This window comes from Microbacterium sp. LTA6, assembly GCF_045690355.1.
Taxonomy (GTDB): domain Bacteria; phylum Actinomycetota; class Actinomycetes; order Actinomycetales; family Microbacteriaceae; genus Microbacterium.
In genome coordinates this window covers 3,571,809-3,587,947 of the sequence record NZ_CP147855.1, presented here as the reverse complement: position 1 = coordinate 3,587,947, position 16,139 = coordinate 3,571,809, and the positions used below count along the sequence as shown (strand labels likewise).

21 protein-coding genes, 1 tRNA gene and 1 other RNA gene are annotated in these 16,139 nt (G+C 65.9%); 10 read left to right on the top strand and 13 right to left on the bottom strand.

Translation table 11 applies throughout. From position 1 onward, the window contains the following. Nucleotides 1-31 precede the first annotated feature (31 nt). From miaA to LTA6_RS17170, 5 genes are all read left to right on the top strand, one after another. The gene (miaA, locus tag LTA6_RS17190) at nucleotides 32-955 is read left to right on the top strand and encodes a tRNA (adenosine(37)-N6)-dimethylallyltransferase MiaA (RefSeq protein ID WP_341978443.1); all 924 of its coding nucleotides are present in this window, start codon (nucleotides 32-34) and stop codon (nucleotides 953-955) included. 38 nt (nucleotides 956-993) lie between these two features. After that, nucleotides 994-1,524, top strand: coding sequence for a dihydrofolate reductase family protein (locus LTA6_RS17185; RefSeq protein ID WP_341975080.1), 531 nt, complete (start codon nucleotides 994-996; stop codon nucleotides 1,522-1,524). A 64-nt stretch (nucleotides 1,525-1,588) separates the two neighbouring features. Beyond that, the gene (locus LTA6_RS17180; RefSeq protein WP_407358323.1) at nucleotides 1,589-2,035 is read left to right on the top strand and encodes a GNAT family acetyltransferase; all 447 of its coding nucleotides are present in this window, start codon (nucleotides 1,589-1,591) and stop codon (nucleotides 2,033-2,035) included. A 22-nt stretch (nucleotides 2,036-2,057) separates the two neighbouring features. Next, complete coding sequence (gene dapF, locus LTA6_RS17175) at nucleotides 2,058-2,930, top strand: diaminopimelate epimerase (RefSeq protein ID WP_341975078.1); 873 nt, start codon at nucleotides 2,058-2,060, stop codon at nucleotides 2,928-2,930. After that, on the top strand, nucleotides 2,930-3,595 hold the full coding sequence (locus LTA6_RS17170; RefSeq protein WP_341975077.1) for an HAD family hydrolase: 666 nt from the start codon (nucleotides 2,930-2,932) through the stop codon (nucleotides 3,593-3,595). Before dapF ends, LTA6_RS17170 begins: the two co-directional genes overlap by 1 nt. A gap of 11 nt (nucleotides 3,596-3,606) precedes the next feature. On the opposite strand, the gene LTA6_RS17165 is transcribed toward LTA6_RS17170, so the two are convergent. Then, on the bottom strand, nucleotides 3,607-4,251 hold the full coding sequence (locus LTA6_RS17165; protein ID WP_341975076.1) for a methyltransferase: 645 nt from the start codon (nucleotides 4,249-4,251) through the stop codon (nucleotides 3,607-3,609). Nucleotides 4,252-4,318: 67 nt separating this feature from the next. On the opposite strand from LTA6_RS17165, the gene hflX reads away from it, so the two are divergent. Next, on the top strand, nucleotides 4,319-5,824 hold the full coding sequence (gene hflX / locus LTA6_RS17160) for a GTPase HflX (protein WP_407358322.1): 1,506 nt from the start codon (nucleotides 4,319-4,321) through the stop codon (nucleotides 5,822-5,824). Nucleotides 5,825-5,847: 23 nt separating this feature from the next. Here hflX and LTA6_RS17155 read toward each other — a convergent pair whose 3' ends face one another. Beyond that, nucleotides 5,848-6,510: an SIMPL domain-containing protein gene (locus LTA6_RS17155; protein WP_341975074.1), complete on the bottom strand. Its 663-nt coding sequence runs from the start codon at nucleotides 6,508-6,510 to the stop codon at nucleotides 5,848-5,850. Nucleotides 6,511-6,652: 142 nt separating this feature from the next. Here LTA6_RS17155 and ssrA point away from each other — a divergent pair. Beyond that, nucleotides 6,653-7,022: a transfer-messenger RNA gene (ssrA, locus tag LTA6_RS17150) on the top strand. 115 nt (nucleotides 7,023-7,137) lie between these two features. On the opposite strand, the gene LTA6_RS17145 is transcribed toward ssrA, so the two are convergent. The 3 genes from LTA6_RS17145 to LTA6_RS17135 all read right to left on the bottom strand — a co-directional run bounded on the left by LTA6_RS17145 (nucleotide 7,138) and on the right by LTA6_RS17135 (nucleotide 8,986). Continuing rightward, a complete protein-coding gene (locus LTA6_RS17145; RefSeq protein ID WP_341975066.1) occupies nucleotides 7,138-7,521 on the bottom strand; it encodes a hypothetical protein in 384 nt (127 codons plus the stop codon). A 66-nt stretch (nucleotides 7,522-7,587) separates the two neighbouring features. Then, a complete protein-coding gene (locus LTA6_RS17140) occupies nucleotides 7,588-8,160 on the bottom strand; it encodes a hypothetical protein (RefSeq protein ID WP_407358321.1) in 573 nt (190 codons plus the stop codon). A gap of 31 nt (nucleotides 8,161-8,191) precedes the next feature. Beyond that, nucleotides 8,192-8,986, bottom strand: coding sequence for an inositol monophosphatase family protein (locus LTA6_RS17135; protein ID WP_407358320.1), 795 nt, complete (start codon nucleotides 8,984-8,986; stop codon nucleotides 8,192-8,194). A 112-nt stretch (nucleotides 8,987-9,098) separates the two neighbouring features. Between LTA6_RS17135 and LTA6_RS17130 the strand changes: the two genes are divergently transcribed. Continuing rightward, nucleotides 9,099-9,171 (top strand) — tRNA-Lys (locus LTA6_RS17130). Between the two features lie 146 nt (nucleotides 9,172-9,317). Beyond that, nucleotides 9,318-10,151 (top strand): hypothetical protein, encoded by an 834-nt coding sequence (locus LTA6_RS17125; protein ID WP_407358319.1) that lies wholly within the window; start codon nucleotides 9,318-9,320, stop codon nucleotides 10,149-10,151. On the opposite strand, the gene LTA6_RS17120 is transcribed toward LTA6_RS17125, so the two are convergent. The 5 genes from LTA6_RS17120 to LTA6_RS17100 form a co-directional block, all read right to left on the bottom strand. Then, complete coding sequence (locus LTA6_RS17120; protein ID WP_407358318.1) at nucleotides 10,148-10,726, bottom strand: hypothetical protein; 579 nt, start codon at nucleotides 10,724-10,726, stop codon at nucleotides 10,148-10,150. The two genes, LTA6_RS17125 and LTA6_RS17120, sit on opposite strands and share 4 nt — an antisense overlap. Next, entirely contained in the window at nucleotides 10,713-11,531 is an 819-nt protein-coding gene (locus LTA6_RS17115) for a hypothetical protein (protein ID WP_407358317.1), read from the bottom strand. The genes LTA6_RS17120 and LTA6_RS17115 overlap by 14 nt, the downstream gene beginning before the upstream one ends. A 194-nt stretch (nucleotides 11,532-11,725) precedes the next feature. Further along, a complete protein-coding gene (locus LTA6_RS17110) occupies nucleotides 11,726-12,244 on the bottom strand; it encodes a tyrosine-type recombinase/integrase (protein WP_407359297.1) in 519 nt (172 codons plus the stop codon). Between the two features lie 138 nt (nucleotides 12,245-12,382). Then, nucleotides 12,383-12,586 (bottom strand): hypothetical protein, encoded by a 204-nt coding sequence (locus tag LTA6_RS17105; RefSeq protein ID WP_407358316.1) that lies wholly within the window; start codon nucleotides 12,584-12,586, stop codon nucleotides 12,383-12,385. Between the two features lie 331 nt (nucleotides 12,587-12,917). Further along, nucleotides 12,918-13,424, bottom strand: a complete 507-nt coding sequence (locus LTA6_RS17100; RefSeq protein ID WP_407358315.1) for a GNAT family N-acetyltransferase — start codon at nucleotides 13,422-13,424, stop codon at nucleotides 12,918-12,920. A gap of 79 nt (nucleotides 13,425-13,503) precedes the next feature. Here LTA6_RS17100 and LTA6_RS17095 point away from each other — a divergent pair, with 79 nt between their 5' ends. After that, on the top strand, nucleotides 13,504-13,905 hold the full coding sequence (locus LTA6_RS17095; RefSeq protein WP_341975062.1) for a protease inhibitor I42 family protein: 402 nt from the start codon (nucleotides 13,504-13,506) through the stop codon (nucleotides 13,903-13,905). 25 nt (nucleotides 13,906-13,930) lie between these two features. Here LTA6_RS17095 and LTA6_RS17090 read toward each other — a convergent pair whose 3' ends face one another. The 3 genes from LTA6_RS17090 to LTA6_RS17080 are packed head-to-tail and all read right to left on the bottom strand — an operon-like array spanning nucleotide 13,931 to nucleotide 16,115. Beyond that, nucleotides 13,931-14,419, bottom strand: coding sequence for a YbaK/EbsC family protein (locus LTA6_RS17090; protein ID WP_407358314.1), 489 nt, complete (start codon nucleotides 14,417-14,419; stop codon nucleotides 13,931-13,933). A gap of 38 nt (nucleotides 14,420-14,457) precedes the next feature. Beyond that, nucleotides 14,458-15,681: an MFS transporter gene (locus LTA6_RS17085; RefSeq protein WP_407358313.1), complete on the bottom strand. Its 1,224-nt coding sequence runs from the start codon at nucleotides 15,679-15,681 to the stop codon at nucleotides 14,458-14,460. Next, nucleotides 15,678-16,115, bottom strand: a complete 438-nt coding sequence (locus tag LTA6_RS17080) for a MarR family transcriptional regulator (RefSeq protein ID WP_363546264.1) — start codon at nucleotides 16,113-16,115, stop codon at nucleotides 15,678-15,680. Before LTA6_RS17080 ends, LTA6_RS17085 begins: the two co-directional genes overlap by 4 nt. Nucleotides 16,116-16,139: the final 24 nt, after the last annotated feature.

Genomic DNA, 16,139 nt, shown 5'->3' with positions numbered 1-16,139 from the left:
TTCCACCTCGGTGACCAGCCCCGTCGAAGGGATCGGTTCGCCCGCCGACGGTCCGCGTCTCTGGGCGATCGTCGGTGCGACCGGAACAGGCAAGAGCGACCTTGCACTCGATCTCGCCGAGTCACTCAGAGCGAACGGCAATCCGGCCGAGGTCGTGAACGCCGATGCCATGCAGCTCTATCGCGGCATGGACATCGGCACGGCGAAGCTGGCACCGCAGGAGCGCCGAGGCATCCCGCATCATCTCTTCGACGTGCGCGAGGTCACCGAGGAGGCTGCCGTCGCCTGGTATCAGCCGCTCGCGCGGGCGGCGATCGCCGACATCCACGCTCGCGGCGGTGACGCGATCCTGGTGGGCGGCTCCGGACTGTACGTGTCCAGCGTGGTCTTCGACTTCCGCTTTCCCCCGCGTGACGCGGTGGTCCGGGCGCGACTGGAGAATGAGCTCGAGGAAGCCGGGACAGCAGTGCTGCTGGAGCGGCTTCGCGTCCTCGATCCGGAGACGGCCGCGCGGATCGACCCGAAGAACGGGCGACGGATCATCCGCGCACTCGAAGTCATCGAACAGGGGGCCCAGACCCATGGCGCTGCCCTTCCTGAGAAGCCGGTGGTGTGGCATCCGCGCACCCGACTGATCGGCCTCCGTGTCGATCGGGCGGAACTCGTCGAGCGACTCGATGCACGGGTCGACCGTATGTGGGCGACGGGCCTCGTCGACGAGGTCGTCACCCTCCGCGAGCAGGGCCTCGAGCACGGCGTGACCGCCAGTCGCGCCATCGGATACGCGCAGGCCCTCGGACAGCTCAACGAAACGATGAGCGAATCCGAGGCGATCGCGCAGACACAGTCGCTCACCCGCCGCTACGCGAGGCGCCAGGTGTCCTGGTTCAAGCGCTATCCCGACCTCGAGTGGCATGAGCATCCTGTCGATCCGGCAGGGCTGCTCGCGCGCTGATCCTGGCGGATGTCCGACGCCGGTGCGACGCTGGAGCCATGACCACCTCCTACTACACCGCGTCCAGCCTCGACGGATTCATCGCGACCGCCGAGCACTCCCTCGACTGGCTGCTGAAGCAGGACATCGACCAGAACGGACCGATGGCCTACGCCGAGTTCGAGAAGAGCATCGGAGCCTTGGCGATGGGGGCGTCCACCTACGAGTGGGTGCTTCGCCACACCGAAGGCGAGCCCTGGGGGTACGCGCAGCCGACCTGGGTGTTCACGCATCGTGAGTTGCCCGTTCCCGACGGCGCCGACGTCCGGTTCGTGCGTGGCGACGTCCGTGCGGTGCACGCCGAGATGTCTGCTGCGGCCGGTGAACGAGATCTCTGGGTCGTCGGTGGGGGAGAGCTGGTCGGCCAGTTCTCCGATGCGAGATTGATCGATGAGATCTGGGTGCAGTACGCCCCGGTGACGCTGGGATCAGGTGCGCCGTTGCTTCCTCGAACACTCGACCTCGAGCTTCTGGAAGTGGCACGCAACCGCAACTTCATGTGCGGGAGATACCGGGTCGTCCGCGACTGAAGGGTGCGCGAAGCGCCTCTAGACTCGGATGCGCCGGATCCGAGGCCCGGCGGGAAGGTCCACGATGAACTGGCGGATTCGCGCATTCCAACCGCAGGACACAGAGGGCGTGGTCTCGCTGTGGGAAGAAGCGGGCCTCACCCGCCCGTGGAATGATCCTCGCCTCGACATCGAGCGCAAGATGTCTGTGCAGCCCGAGCTCTTTCTCGTCGCCAGCATTGCGGCGCTGGAGAGCGCGGATGCCGAGCGCATCATCGGAACGGTGATGGCGGGTTATGACGGTCATCGCGGCTGGCTGTACTACCTCGCCACCGCGGATGCTCATCGCGGGCAGGGGATCGCACGAAGGCTCGTCGCGGAGGCGGAACGGCTTCTTCTTGCCATGGGCTGCCCGAAGGTGCAGTTGATGGTCCGGGGCGGCAACGACGAGGTGCTGGGGTTCTACGATCGGCTCGGGTACGAGCGGTTCACCGTGTCCAACACCGGCAAGCGGCTGATCGCTGACGCATAGACGCGAACTCTAGACTGGGCGCATGGTCGCATTCACCAAAGGACACGGCACGGGCAACGATTTCGTGATCATCGCCGACCCCGACGGGGAGCTCGACCTCACCGCCGAGCAAGTGGCGGTGCTCTGCGATCGGAATTTCGGGATCGGTGCCGACGGCGTTCTTCGGGTGGTCCGTTCTTCGGCGATCGACGTCGGCGCTGCCGCTCTCGCCGAGGAGCCGGATGCCGAATGGTTCATGGACTATCGCAACGCGGACGGATCCATTGCGGAGATGTGCGGCAACGGCATCCGCGTGTTCGCGCATTACCTGGTGCGATCGGGCCTCGCCTCGATCGAGCCCGGTTCGACGCTCCCGATCGGCACCCGTGCAGGTGTGCGTGACGTCACCCGCAGCGAAACCGGTTATCAGGTGGATCTCGGTCGCTGGCGACTCTCCGGTGACGATCCGCTCGTGAACGTGGAGGGCCTCGCTGTCACCCGACCGGGACTCGGGATCGACGTCGGCAACCCGCATGTCGTCGTCGCGATCGCTTCTGATCAGGAGCTCGCCACCCTCGAACTGCACCGCGCGCCCGTGCTGGAGCCCGCGCCGCCGGCGGGAGCGAATGTCGAGTTCGTGGTGCCAGGCGAACCGCTGGTCCGCGACGGCATCGGGCACGTGCGGATGCGCGTCTTCGAGCGCGGCGTCGGCGAGACCCAGAGCTGCGGTACCGGGGTCGCGGCCACCGCCCTGGCCGTCAGGTACTGGGCGGGGGAGCAGGCGCCCGACAGTTGGCGTGTGGAGGTCCCAGGCGGGACCCTGGGTGTGCGGATGTTCGCAGCCGAGGACGGAGAGCACGTCGCGCTCTCCGGACCCGCCCAGCTCGTGTTCCGAGGAGAGATCGACCTGATCTGATGTCGCTTCCGGAGCGCCTTGAACTGGTCATCTTCGACTGCGACGGGGTTTTGGTCGACAGCGAGCGTCTGTCGGTCGAGATCGACCGAGAGGTGTTGTCGGATCTCGGCTGGGAGTTGACGATCGAGGAGATCGTGCACCGGTTCGTCGGACGCTCGGCCGCGCACTTCCGCAGCGAGATCGAGGCCTATCTCGGGCGTGCGCTGCCGGATGATTGGGAAGCTCCCTATCAGCACCGTTACAGCGACGCCTTCGTGCGCGATCTCCAGGCGGTGCCTGGCGTTGTCACCGCTCTCGACACGATCAGCGCACCGACGTGCGTCGCGTCGAGCGGTGCGCACGAGAAGATCCGAAGGACTCTCGGGCTGACCGGTCTGCTGCCCCGTTTCGACGGCAGGATCTTCAGTGCCGCGGAGGTGGAGAACGGCAAGCCTGCTCCGGACTTGTTCCTGCGCGCGGCCTCGTGCATGGGTGTGCCGCCGTCGCGTTGCGTCGTCATCGAGGACAGTCGGTTCGGCGTCGAGGCCGCGCGAGCGGCAGGCATGCACGCCTTCGGATACGCGGGTGGTCTGACGCCGGCCGAATGGTTGGCCGGTGAGGGCACGACCGTTTTCGAGGACATGGCGGAGTTGCCTGCGCTCCTCGGGATGACCGTGGGCGGATAAGCCCTGTTCTGCTACTCCGCGAGCAGGATCGGCTCGGTCGGCGGTGTGCCGTGCTTGCGCACCTTCAGGACGCGATAGCCCTTGCCCGTCGCGGTGCGGAACACGCTGTAGCCGGGCTGGAAGGTCGCGCCGATCCACCGCTGGAGCGAGTCTGCGCCGAGGTTGCGCTGCACGACGAGCCAGGCATCGCTTCTCTCATCGAGTCGCGGGATCCATCGCTCGAGGAGTCCGTGCAGTTCATCCTTGCCCACGCGGATCGGAGGGTTCGAGCGGATCGTGCGGAAAGTCACGCCCTCGGGAACATCGTCGGGCAGCGCGGCGTTGATGTTGGTGAGTCCCAGCGCCTTGGCGTTGCGACGCACGAGATCGAGAGCCCGCTCGTTCACGTCGACCGCCCACACGGTCGCGTGCGGGGCGGCGAGAGCCATCGACAAGCTGATGGGCCCCCACCCGCTGCCGAGGTCGAGGAGATCGCCTCCCGGCGGGACCGGAGGCATATTGGCGAAGAGCACTGCGGTGCCGGCATCCAGTCGATCCGGGCTGAAAACGCCACCTGCGGTGGTGACATCCAGCTCTCGGCCTGCGAGCGTCACACGGATTGCACGCAGGTTCGCGGGGCTTGCCGGGGCCGCAGTGAAGTAGTGATCGGACCCCATACGGTGAGCGTACCGGACACCGAGGGCTAAGGTTAAGGCTCGAATCAAAGCTAGAGATTAGGAACTGATGACGCAGACCTCGACACCCTCCACCGGAGACGAGGCGCTGGACCGCGTACTCGCGAACGCCGAGAAGCACTCGGAGGTCCGCGTGTTCGGAGCGGCGCAGGCGCTGCAGGATGAATCGACGGCCGCGCACGCGGCAAGCGACGGCGCGCAGTGGGATCTTGAGGATCGCCATGCGCTGCGGCGTGTCGGCGGCCTCTCCACAGAGCTCCAGGACGTCACCGAGGTCGAGTATCGCCAGCTGCGCCTCGAGAACGTGGTGCTCGTGGGCGTGTATCCCCAGGGCGCTCAGGCGGACGCCGAGAACTCGCTGCGTGAACTCGCCGCCCTTGCCGAGACCGCCGGTGCCGTCGTTCTCGACGGAGTGCTGCAGCGGCGACCGCACCCGGATGCGGCGACGTATATCGGCCGTGGCAAGGCGCAGGAGTTGAAGGACATCGTCGCGGCCACCGGTGCCGACACGGTCATCGCCGACACCGAACTCGCCCCCAGCCAGCGCCGAGCGCTGGAAGACGTCGTCAAGGTCAAGGTCATCGACCGCACCACCGTGATCCTGGATATCTTCAGCCAGCACGCGAAGAGCCGCGAGGGCAAGGCGCAGGTCGAACTCGCCCAGCTCGAGTACCTGCTGCCGCGACTGCGCGGGTGGGGTGACTCCATGAGCCGCCAGGCCGGTGGCCAGGTCGGCGCCGGTGGGGCGGGTATGGGCTCGCGCGGACCGGGTGAGACGAAGATCGAACTCGACCGCCGCCGCATCCGCACCAAGATGGCTCTGCTGCGTCGCCAGATCCGCGATTTCGGCCCTGCCCGCGAGGCGAAGCGCGCGGAGCGCAAGCGCAACACGATCCCATCGGTCGCGATCACCGGCTACACGAACGCCGGCAAGTCGAGTCTGCTCAACGCGCTGACCAGCGCCGGGGTGCTCGTCGAGAACGCTCTGTTCGCGACGCTCGATGCGACCGTGCGCCGCACCGAGACAGCCGACGGACGTGTCTACACGTTCACGGACACCGTCGGGTTCGTCCGCAATCTGCCGCATCAGCTGGTCGAGGCGTTCCGGTCGACCCTCGAAGAGGTCGGCGAAGCCGACGTCGTGCTGCACGTCGTCGACGGCTCGCACCCCGACCCCGCAGGTCAGCTGCAGACCGTGCGCGACGTGATGGGTGACATCGGCGCGCGCGACATCCCCGAGATCGTCGTCGTCAACAAGGCCGATCTTCTCAGCGAAGACGATCGTCTGGTGCTGCGCGGCCTCGAGCCGAATGCGCACTTCGTCTCCTCCCGGTCCGGAGAGGGCATCGAGGAGCTGCGCGCCGCCGTTGAGGAGGCACTGCCCAAGCCGGCCGTCGAGATCCGTGCCGTCGTGCCGTACGACCGTGGAGACCTCGTCGCAGCCATCCACGAGACCGGGATGCTGTTGTCGGCGGAGCACGGCGAGCACGGCACTGTCGTGCACGCGCACGTCTCAGAGCGGCTGGCCGCTGAGCTCGCTCCCTTCACCCGCTGAATCCACGGGTACGCAGCGGCGGCTCAGCGGGCGATGAAACGCGCCTCGACGGTTGCGGAGACGATGATCTCTTCCGGTTCGTATTCCATCGACGCGCCGGAGTCGGCCGCCGCGAAGGCGGCGCCGCGCATCTTCATCGCCGGGGGAGCGGCGGCCTCGGCGCGGGCCATCAGGCCGACATCGGCGATCTCGAGCGGCGTGACCTCCGTCAACCCGAGAGCGCCGGCATAGGCCTGGGCGCGAGCGACAGCGACGCCGACAGCCTCGGCGGCGACCTCTCGCTCGACACGGCCGCGTGTCTCGGGCGTCAGCTGCCAGTCGACCCAGCCGATCTCCACGCCGTCCCACGCCGAGACCTCGGAGACCCAGATGGACAGCTCGGATGCTTCGGCGAACGTGGCCGTGAGTGAAATGCTCCCGTAGAAGACGGGGGCGAGACGTTTGCCGTCGCTGTTCCACGGCCGCTCGGCGCGCACCGCAAGGCTCTTGCTCGTCCACTCCACCACGCTGTTCGCATTCTTGCGGTCGACGATGCTCGTGCGCACGGGTTCTGCGAGCCTCATCACGAGGTCGACGACGGGCGCGCGCTGCGCACCCTCGGCACGTACGGTGACGTGGATCGTGGCGCGTTCCGGCGCGATGCGCGCCTCGTTCTCGCCGCGGACGGTGATGGTGACGTCGGTCATGCTGCGACTCTACGCGACTGCTCCACGCCCGCGCGGAATAGCGTGGGGCGCGCTTTCGTTGTAGTCTGTGATGCTCCGGTGCATCGCATCCGGAGTTGAAAAATACACAGTGTGACAGCGGTCCCTTCGCAAGAAGGAACACGGGGCTGATCGGTTTCGACAGCGCCTGTGAATCCACGAGAAGCGGGCCGAGGATGCAGGGTTATCTCGTGAACGCTCCCTGCAAAACTATAAGTGCCGAAACCAAGCGCACTGACTTCGCCCTCGCTGCATAAGCGAGCCCGATAGTCCGTCAGGCCGTATGTGATTCCGATACGGATCCTGGCGTCATCTAGGAATCTTGCTGTATGACGGCGTCTGGACGTCATACGGGACTCTTCCCAGGCTGGGCTTGTCGACTTAGGTGTCTGTGACAAAGGTCGGAGCCGAGTAGAACGTCTGCACAGACTGCGCCCGGAGAAGGCGTGGAGACTCAGCGTTGGACGGGGGTTCGATTCCCCCCAGCTCCACCGAACCGCTGTCATACAGGAGAACCCCGACAACCGCGTGACCACGCGGATGTCGGGGTTTTCTGTGTTTGTAGGGGAAATGCACTCTCCAAGAACCGGAGACGGGCCGATCCCGACCTCAGGGGTTCGCGACGGAGGCAGCCAGCGTCCCCGTGGACGCAAGCGCCGCCTGCAGGGCGTTCGCGGTTTCCTCGAATGCGGTCTTGGTCTTCGCAGCACCGATCGCACCGCCCTTGAGGGCGCCGGCGGTCATATCGCGATTCAGGCGGGCGATGAGGCGCCCTTGAGCATCCTGCGCGTAGTCCACAGCGAAGGACACATGGAAGTTCTTCCCGGCCAGAGCGCCGATCCAGAGTGTCGCGGCCTTGCTGCCGCGCGCGGCGACGATCGTCGTCCCGTTCGGCAGCGCGTTCAGCGCGTACCCTTCCGCCTGCAGAGCAGCGGCGATCGTCGCCCTGGCGGCGGTGTGGTCGCCGTTGATGATGAAGTCGTGTGATGCCATGGGGGTCCTCAGGAAATGGGGGCGTGGTTCCGACGAAGCCTAGCCGCATCCCGAAACGTCAGCGGATCAGCCGGCCCACTCGATGAGGATCAGTCCCTGCCTCGTGTCAGCGAATTTCACCCAACCATCGCCGAAGAGGTAGGTCATGCCGTAACCGTCTTCGTCGGTACCCATCGAGTGCTCGGCATCCTCGGTGATGTACACGCCCTCCGATGAATCCTCGCGCTGCCACCCGTCGGCCAGCAGAGCAGCCTGCGCCTTGTCAGCGTCGGATGCGCTGATCTGGGACCATCCATAGAGCTGACCATGATCGGAGGCGACGGTGTAGTCCGCCCAGAAGCAGAGCAGCCCTTGCGGGAGGGGCACGCCTCCGATGTTGAACTCCTTGACCCCCGCGGTCCAACCTTCATCGGTGAGCGCCTCGACCGTGCCCTGCGAGACCATCGTCTCGCAGGTGGGAGCCGCGCTCGTGGCTGCAGGGGTCGGCGTGGTCACCGGTTCGGCGCTCGCCTCCGCGGCGGGCTCCGACGCCTTGGGCGTCGGGGTCGTCCCGGTATCGGTCGGCGCGCCGGCGCACGCGGTGAGAACGAGCGCGAGGAGCAGCGCCGAGGCGGCGGCAGTAGAGATGCGGGGGATCATCGCTGGGCCCTGTCGTGTGTCTGGGGTGGAGTCAGTGCAAGAGGTCGAGGAAGGCACCGTGCAGGATGCCGTTACTGGCGAGTGTCGAACGGGCAGAGATCGTCTCGACGCCGTCGAACGAGGTCATTCGGCCACCGGCCTCGCGGACGATCGGGACCGCAGCGGCGATGTCGTATTCCTTCACATCGAACTCCGCGACCATCTCGAGACGTCCCTCGGCAACGAGCATGTAGGCGAACACATCGCCGTATGCTCGGTCGCGCCAAGAGTGGTCCGCAAGCTTCAGCAGAGCGGGCAGTTGGCCGGCCTCAGCCCATTGCGTGATGCTCTGGAAGCTCACGCTCGCGTCGTTGATGGAAGACACGGATGACGCGCGGATCCTCCGCGGTGCGGCGTCGGTCGCGGTCCAGGATCCTCCGCCGGTCGACGCCCACCAGCGACGCCCGAGTGCGGGCATGCTGACGACACCGACCTGAGGGACGCCGTCGATGGCGAGCGCGATCATCGTGCCCCAGAGGGGGACTCCGCGCAGGAAGTTCGCCGTGCCGTCGATCGGATCGATGATCCACTGGCGGTGCGTGTCGCCCTGCGCGCCGAATTCCTCGCCGAAGATGCCATCCTCTGGGCGCTCGGCGGCCAGAATCTCGCGGAGCGCACGCTCCGTCGCGAGGTCGGCGTCCGTGACGTGCGAATTGTCGGCTTTCGTCGAGATCTCGAGGTCGGCCGCATCGAAGCGCGGCAGCGACTGTGCGTCGGCAGCATCCGCCAGTCGGAGGGCGAGCTCGAGGTCGTCGCGGAGGTCGGCGGCAGCGGGGGAGGCGGTCACCTTCTCAGGATAGCCTTCCCATTCCGGGTCTCCGTCGGCGGGTCGGCCTCGATTTCGCATGGCGCCGATCGACTGGTAATGTAATTCCTCGGCCGGGGTCATCCCGGGCCACGCACCTCTAGCTCAATCGGCAGAGCAACTGACTCTTAATCAGTGGGTTCTCGGTTCAAGTCCGAGGGGGTGCACGGAATCGCCTCGGTAGCTCTCGCCAGCTACCGGGGCTTTTTCATTTTGTGGCCCTGATGCTGGTATATCGGCTGCCTTGGCGGCAGCGCGAAAACAGCGCGTGTCTCAGTGGGGCAGGGTCCGAGGCATCGGCCAGGATGGGCGTATGGCTTGGTATCCAATCGGCAGCACTCCCGAGAATCAGGCGGCCCTTGTCTCTGGTATCCCGATGTGGATGCGTCGCCCGCTCGCCGGGTGGTTGGAACCGCTCATCACGCCGACGGGTTCACGCGAAGCCAAGGTGTTGCGCGTCTTTGACCAGAAGCGGCGCATACCCGGCGTCCTGTACAGCGGAATGATGGAGGACTACGGGTTCCGCCAGTTCGAATCACACCTCAACGACTATCCGAGCGAGTACATCCAATTACTGGACTTCATGGTCTACACGCTCACGGCTGCTGAGTACGATTCCACACTCAGCAATTTGGAGCGGATTCTCCTCGACTGTGGGTCAGAGTGGAAAATCGGCATACGCGCCGGATTGGCTGGTCTCGAGAAGCGCGTTCCAGAGGGAGTGCAGGAGGCCGCAGACACGGCGATGTCGACACCGGGGCACGCTGGCCCGCTGCTGTCGGAGGCTTGGCACTCAGTCTTCGGGGTGAACCCCAAGCCTGAGACGGGTTATCGTCAAGCGGTGCTCGCGGTCGAGGCCGCTGCGATCCCGGTCGTGATTCCATCCGACCCGAACGCGACCCTCGGCAAAGTTTTCGCGGTGATGCGTGATCAGAAAGACTGGGCGCTCGATATCAAGAAGCAGCACAAGGACTACCCGAGCACAGCTGTGCTCCTGGGCATGGTGCAGATGCTCTGGGCAGGTCAGGGTCGTCACGCGGGTCAGCCGGACTGGGCTCCCAACACGCAGGCCGAGGCCGAAGCGGCGGTGATGCTAGCAGTGCCGCTGGTGCAGTGGTTCTCGTCGGGCGCGATCGCGCGTCGCTAGGCGCGGGCAGGAATCCAGTCGATCATTGCGCCGCTGATGATGTTGTTGATCAGACGCTCGATGAAGATGACGACCTCCTCGCGACCAACCGTGTAGCCGGTCGGGTGGCCGCACCGATTGCGAGTCTTCAGTGCGTCATCGAGGATGCTTCGCGCGTTCTTGTTGAACACGCCCGCGTCCTCACAGAGCAGGAAGAAGTTCGCGTCGTTGACGTACAACAGGTCGTTCTTCTTGCCGATCTTTCGATAACCGCTGGACTTCTCGAACCGCTTGAAGTTCTCCGCCTGCAACAGTTTGAAACCCTGTTGGTGGCCCGCGATCACCGAGTACATGTGCTCGATCGTGGCTGCCCACACCATGAGAACAGCGCCACGATATGCGCCAGCCTCGTAACAGTCGATGGCTTCTTCGAGGTACTGCCGATAGCTGGCCGGAGCGCGCTGCGCGGAATCACGCAGAGAGTGGAGGGCTTGCGCGGGCGCCTGTCGGGCGATGTCCGAAACCGGAAGTCGATATGCCTCCTGGAACTCACGGAGCCGGTCGAAGCTTGGTTCCCAGCCGTCAGTCGCCGTCATCTGAGATGGGCCTGTCGAGCACGTAGCGAGCCATATTCTTGAAGATCTCGCGCACAGTGTCAGCGGTCGCATCGGCGGCAATATGAATTTCGACATTCACATGCACGCTGGGGCTCGTGGCTACGGACACCGTTGGCGTGGGTGCAGGCGCAGAAAGCGTCTGAGTGCCAACGGTCGGCGCTGCGGCGACAGCGGGGGCGGAGGACGTGTGCGTAGGCGTAGGCGCTTCGGCCTCTTCGAGGTCGGCGGACTCTTCGACGGGGACCACGGGTGCGCCATTCACGAGGGCGTCGACTTCGGCTGCCACGAATGAGACGCGGGTTTCCTTGCCGCTGCGTCCGACAGTGAACGTGCCAACAGCGGCTCCCTCGACCATGCGCCCGAAGCACACCGCACCTTCGCGCAGCGTCGATCCCCGCCGATCTCCGATCGTGTCAACGTGCGAGGACTCCCAGTACTGACCGATCTCGGCAACGGTGACTTCCGACTTCGTGCCGTAGTGGATCCATTCGAGTGTCGCCCGGTAGAGCTCCACATCTGCCAGGACTTCGCGCAATGCCGCTTGCTGATCGGCGTTGAACAGCTGCCCGCGCTCAGTTGGTCGCAGATTCCCGCCGTCCCGGAGGAGTAGTCCGAACTCGACCATGGCCCCTGTCTTGCGGTCGTCAAGCGAACCCAGCGCCTTCTCGGCGCGGGACTGCTCAACCCAACCGATCTGCTTCCCGAGATACCCGAGAAGCTTCTGGATGTCTTCGACCTTGGTGTTAATCGGAACCATCAATTCCCCCTTGAGCGACGCTGTCAAAACAATATCGTCACAAGGATGATCGGCTCGGCATTGGTAGCTCTAGCTCAACCGGCGCAGCCGCGGGACGTTCGCGGCGTCCGCCTCGGCTGCGCGCATTATGTCATCCAGCACATCCACGTTTGGCTTCGTTTCGAGCAAGTGACCGTAAACGTCGACGGTCGTCTGGTAGCTCGCGTGGCCCATCCAGCGACTCACCTCGTACAGGGTGTAATGCGCGCCCTTGCCGATCTGGGAATCATCACCGTCGCGTAGTAGTGCCTGAGGTCGTGCCAGCGGATGTTGCCGAAACCCAGCTCGCGCAGTGCGGGCTTGAAGTAGTACCGGATGACTGAACCGATATCGAACTGCCGGTCGAAGTCCACGCCCCGCGGGTCGCATGCACTACCAGGGATACGTCCCGGCCACAGCGGCGCGGACGGGTCGTTGTGGTAGCGGTGCTTGGCGAGGTAGTCCGTCAAGTCCTCGCGGAGGGCGCGCGGCAGGGGAGTTGTGCGCCGTCCGGCAGCCGTCTTCGGAGTGTCAATCTTCCAGCCGCCCTTGATGCTTCGGATGCTGCGCTCGACACGGACCTCGCTCGCGACAGCACCCATCGAGGTTACGTCTCCGATTCGGAGTGCTGCCAGCTCGCCCTCCCGCAGGCCTGTGTGCGCCGCGAACCGCACCAGTAGCCCATAGGGCGCGTGGCTGTCGAGCAGCCGCGAGACCTTCATCACGTGGCCAGGGTGCAGTGGGAACTCGCGGCGTTTGTCGATCCTGACGCGCGGCTTCTTGACTGCGGCGCAGGGGTTGGCCGGCACCAGACCATGGCATCTGCGCCGTTCTTGTGTGTGAGCGCCCAGTGCTGTGGTTCAGAGCACGTTCGGATCCGTCATGTTGCGCTCGAATCGCCCCAGCACGACCGACTTGAACTCGGCGAATGGTGGTCGTGCATCGAGGTGGTTGAATCCGTTGCGGATCGCGGCATGCATCCGCCAGGCGGTGGCGCTGGCTTCGCGGTCGATCTGCTCGGCGAGACCGGGTGCGGTGAAGGTGTCGGTGTTCCTGGCGCCCATGGTGTTGTCCTCTCATCGTGCCGCTCAGTGCGGCGTGGGACAACCTTCTGACGACTTTGCAAGGCGGTCAAACATGGACCTTGAACAGCGCGAAAACAGCGCGCGTGAGGTCAAACGACGGCTCCCGAGCGTTGCCGTCCGTTCCCCGTCGTGCCACGAGTTTGCGCCGAAATCGGGGACCAGGAGGCAGGCGGCGGGAGCTGTCGGGAGCCATCCCCGCGCTCTCTTAATCAGTGGGTTCTCGGTTCAAGTCCGAGGGGGTGCACGGAATCGCCTCGAAGACTCTCGCCAGTCTTCGGGGCTTTTTCATTTTCCGAACCGAACGCTGCGCTCAGGCGGGTGGAGCGCTCAGATCGAGCACCCATTCGTTGAAGGTGAGCGCGGCATCGCGGAACACGTCGGTGACGGTTCCCACGTGCGTGAAGCCGGCCTTGCGGCACACCGCATTGGACGGTCCGTTCGTCACGGACGGGAAGGCTGTGAGGAGGCGCCGCTCGGAGCCGTGCTCGCGCATGACGTCGATGAGAAGCGCCAGGGCCGTGGACGCCACGCCGTGCCCTTGAGCCTCCGGCGTGACGAACCAGCCGGTCTCGAAGACGGCCTCGCCGTGCCAGTCCGTCCGCCAGCATCCGATCGAGCCGAGCGGGCGATCGCCGTCGATGACCACGAACATCCATGCCTCACCCGACTCGCCGAGTCGGAGATAGCGCTCTTGCCGCGCGACCAGCTGCTCATCCGTTTCCGGGCCGTTGAGGTGCGCCGTCATCTCGGCGGTGTTGGCCAGGCGCAGAAGATCGAAGTCGTCGACAGACCAGCGGCGAAGAGACAGTTCATTCACGCGCCCAGGATGCCATGCGTCACCGACACGGTGCGATACCGTGAGCCTCGACATGAGGGGTGGGCAGATGGCGAACAGGATGACTCGCACGGTGCTGTCACTGGCAGCGGCCGCAGTGGTCGGCTTCGGGCTGGCGGGGTGCGCAGGCGCCGCTGAGAAGACCGTCGACTACACGGTGGACTCCGTGACCCTCGCACCGGGGGAGACGCTCGTCGTCGACTTCGGGGAGATCAATCCCTCGGTCGGAGATGCGTGGGTGATCACGCAGGAGCCGGATGCAGCGGTGCTCGGCCCCGGCGACGAAGAGACGCGCTACCTCGGCGAGGAGGGGATGACCGGTGCGCCTCTCGAGTTCTCGTACCGGTTCGCTCCGGTGGGCTCGGGAACCACCGTCATCGAGTTCGAGTACGAGTTCCGTGGCTCCGTGCCTGAGGAGACTTCGGACCAGAAGACGGCGAAGATCGCGGTCACGGTCAAGTGATCACGGCCCGCGTGCGCTCGGGCGGTCAGCCGGCGGCGACTTTCACGATCTGACCGTTCGTCATTCCGACGAGCTGAGCGAATGTCAGCGGCATCACGGTGTGCGGGGTGCCGCCCGCCGTCCAGATCTGCGGGTAGGCCTCGAGAGATTCGTCGATGAATGTGGGCAGCGGAGCCGGGTGGCCGACAGGGGCCACTCCGCCGATCGCCTGCCCGGTGACGTCGCGGACGATCGCGGCCGACGCCATGTCGACGGCATCCGCTCCGACACTGTCGGCGAGCACAGCGAAGTCGACCCGATGCCGGCCGCTCGTCATGACGAGCACCGGCGCGCCGTCGACGACGAGCACGAGGCTGTTCGCGATCGCACCGACGTCGCAGCCGATGGCGGCAGCGGCGGCCGCTGCGGTGCGGGCGGAATCCGGCAGGACGACCACGTTGGTGTCGACCCCTGCCGCCGCGAGATGCTCCTGCACGATGCGGCTCCGCGACGGAAGGGTCTGTTCAGCGGTCACGACGGCGTCCTTTCATCAGAAGTGTTCAGAGCCGCCGATCAAGCGGCATCTCCGATGAGAATAGCCTCCGCGTCCTCGAGTGCATCCTCGACGGGATCGTCGATGCGATTGAGCACTCGGCGACCGAAGAAGACGATGAGAGCGGCGAGCACGATGGATGCTGCCGCGAACAGATACGGCACCGTGGCGTCGAAGGCGTGCCAGAGCAGTGCTGCCAGGGGAGGGGCAGCTGCTCCACCGAGGAACCGAACCGCGGAGTAGGCCGATGATGCCACGGAGCGCGGGAGATCCGTGGCCTCCATGACCGCTTCGGTCAGCACCGTGTTCATGATGCCGAGGAGGAGCCCGCCGACGATGATGCAGACGACCAGGGCAGCAGCGTTCGTGACGACCAGCCCAGCGGCGATGAGATCGAGGGCGAGCATCGGCAGCACCACGAGGATGATCCGCGTTCGCGGCATCCGGCGCATGAGAACCGGGGCCACCCACACACTCGTCACGGCGAGCGCGACGCCCCACCCGAAGAAGGTGAAGCCGATTCCCATTGCGCCGAAGCCCAGGGGGAAGGGCGAGAAGGCGAGCAGCACGAAGAACCCGATGTTGTAGAACAGCGCGGTGGCGGCCAGTACGGCGAGTGCCGGGTGGCCGAGGGCTTTGAACGGGGCCGTGAACGGTATCGGCTCGCGCGTCTCGGTCGGGCCGCGCAAGAGAGCGAGCACCGCGATGAACGCGATCGCCATCAGCGCGACGACGCCGAAGAACGGTCCACGCCAGCTCTGCTCGCCGAGCAGGCCGCCGATCAGGGGACCCACCGCGATGCCGAGGCCCAGGGCGGCCTCGTAGAGCACGATGGCCGCGCTGCTGCCGCCGGAAGCGGCACCGACGATCGTCGCGAGCGCTGTGGAGATGAAGAGCGCATTGCCGAGGCCCCAGCCGGCGCGGAAGCCGATCACGGCGTCGACGCTGCCGCTGAGCGCGCACAGCAGGGCGAAGACCACGATCAGACCGAGCCCGATCAGCAGCGTCGCTTTCGCGCCGATCCGGCTGGAGATCCAGCTGGTGACGAGCATCGCGAGACCCGTGACGAGCAGGTAGCTGGTGAAGAGCAGCTCGGTCTCCACAGGCGTCGCTTTCAGCGACTCGGCGATGGCCGGAAGGATCGGATCGACGAGGCCGATCCCCATGAAGGCGACGACGCACGCGAAGGCGACGGCCCAGACCTGCGCCGGCTGCTTCCAGACAGAGGGGGCGGGAGTGCTCACCGTGCTTCTCCTGTCTTCGCGCTGCCGATGTGCTCGGTCAAGATCTTCGCTGCCCGCATCAGGACACTCCAGTCGTCGTCGCCGAGATCAGCGAAGCGTGGGGCGAGTGTGTCCCGGAACTCCTCACGCCAGGACCGCAGCGCGGTCACGCCCTCGGCGGTGATGTCGACGACCACGGCTCGGGAATCGGCCGGGTCCGCTGAACGGCGCACGAGTCCTTCGCGTTCGAGACTGCCGAGCAGCCGGGTCATCCCCGGCTGCGTCGTGCGCGCTGCAGACGCGAGTTCGCCGACGCGCTGGCCGCCGCCCTGCTCGAGCCGGCTCAGGACGCGCCACTGGGCCGCTGGGGCCTCGTTCCCGGCGTCCTGTGCGGCGATCCGGGCGAGGGCGTGTGCGGAAAGCACGAGTGAGGGGATGATGTCGTCGCGATTCATACCATCCAGTATATATCAGGTGGT

Bases quoted from the DNA above. Each gene is read 5' to 3' on its own strand.
- LTA6_RS17180 (WP_407358323.1), top strand. From the start codon at position 1,589: ATGAACTGGCGGATTCGCGCATTCCAACCGCAGGACACAGAGGGCGTG.
- LTA6_RS17080 (WP_363546264.1), bottom strand. From the start codon at position 16,115: ATGAATCGCGACGACATCATCCCCTCACTCGTGCTTTCCGCACACGCC.
- LTA6_RS17120 (WP_407358318.1), bottom strand. From the start codon at position 10,726: ATGACGGCGACTGACGGCTGGGAACCAAGCTTCGACCGGCTCCGTGAG.
- LTA6_RS17155 (WP_341975074.1), bottom strand. From the start codon at position 6,510: ATGACCGACGTCACCATCACCGTCCGCGGCGAGAACGAGGCGCGCATC.
- LTA6_RS17125 (WP_407358319.1), top strand. From the start codon at position 9,318: ATGGCTTGGTATCCAATCGGCAGCACTCCCGAGAATCAGGCGGCCCTT.
- LTA6_RS17095 (WP_341975062.1), top strand. From the start codon at position 13,504: ATGACTCGCACGGTGCTGTCACTGGCAGCGGCCGCAGTGGTCGGCTTC.
- LTA6_RS17140 (WP_407358321.1), bottom strand. From the start codon at position 8,160: ATGATCCCCCGCATCTCTACTGCCGCCGCCTCGGCGCTGCTCCTCGCG.
- LTA6_RS17185 (WP_341975080.1), top strand. From the start codon at position 994: ATGACCACCTCCTACTACACCGCGTCCAGCCTCGACGGATTCATCGCG.
- LTA6_RS17145 (WP_341975066.1), bottom strand. From the start codon at position 7,521: ATGGCATCACACGACTTCATCATCAACGGCGACCACACCGCCGCCAGG.
- dapF (WP_341975078.1), top strand. From the start codon at position 2,058: ATGGTCGCATTCACCAAAGGACACGGCACGGGCAACGATTTCGTGATC.
- LTA6_RS17110 (WP_407359297.1), bottom strand. From the start codon at position 12,244: ATGAAGGTCTCGCGGCTGCTCGACAGCCACGCGCCCTATGGGCTACTG.
- hflX (WP_407358322.1), top strand. From the start codon at position 4,319: ATGACGCAGACCTCGACACCCTCCACCGGAGACGAGGCGCTGGACCGC.
- LTA6_RS17105 (WP_407358316.1), bottom strand. From the start codon at position 12,586: ATGGGCGCCAGGAACACCGACACCTTCACCGCACCCGGTCTCGCCGAG.
- LTA6_RS17165 (WP_341975076.1), bottom strand. From the start codon at position 4,251: ATGGGGTCCGATCACTACTTCACTGCGGCCCCGGCAAGCCCCGCGAAC.
- LTA6_RS17170 (WP_341975077.1), top strand. From the start codon at position 2,930: ATGTCGCTTCCGGAGCGCCTTGAACTGGTCATCTTCGACTGCGACGGG.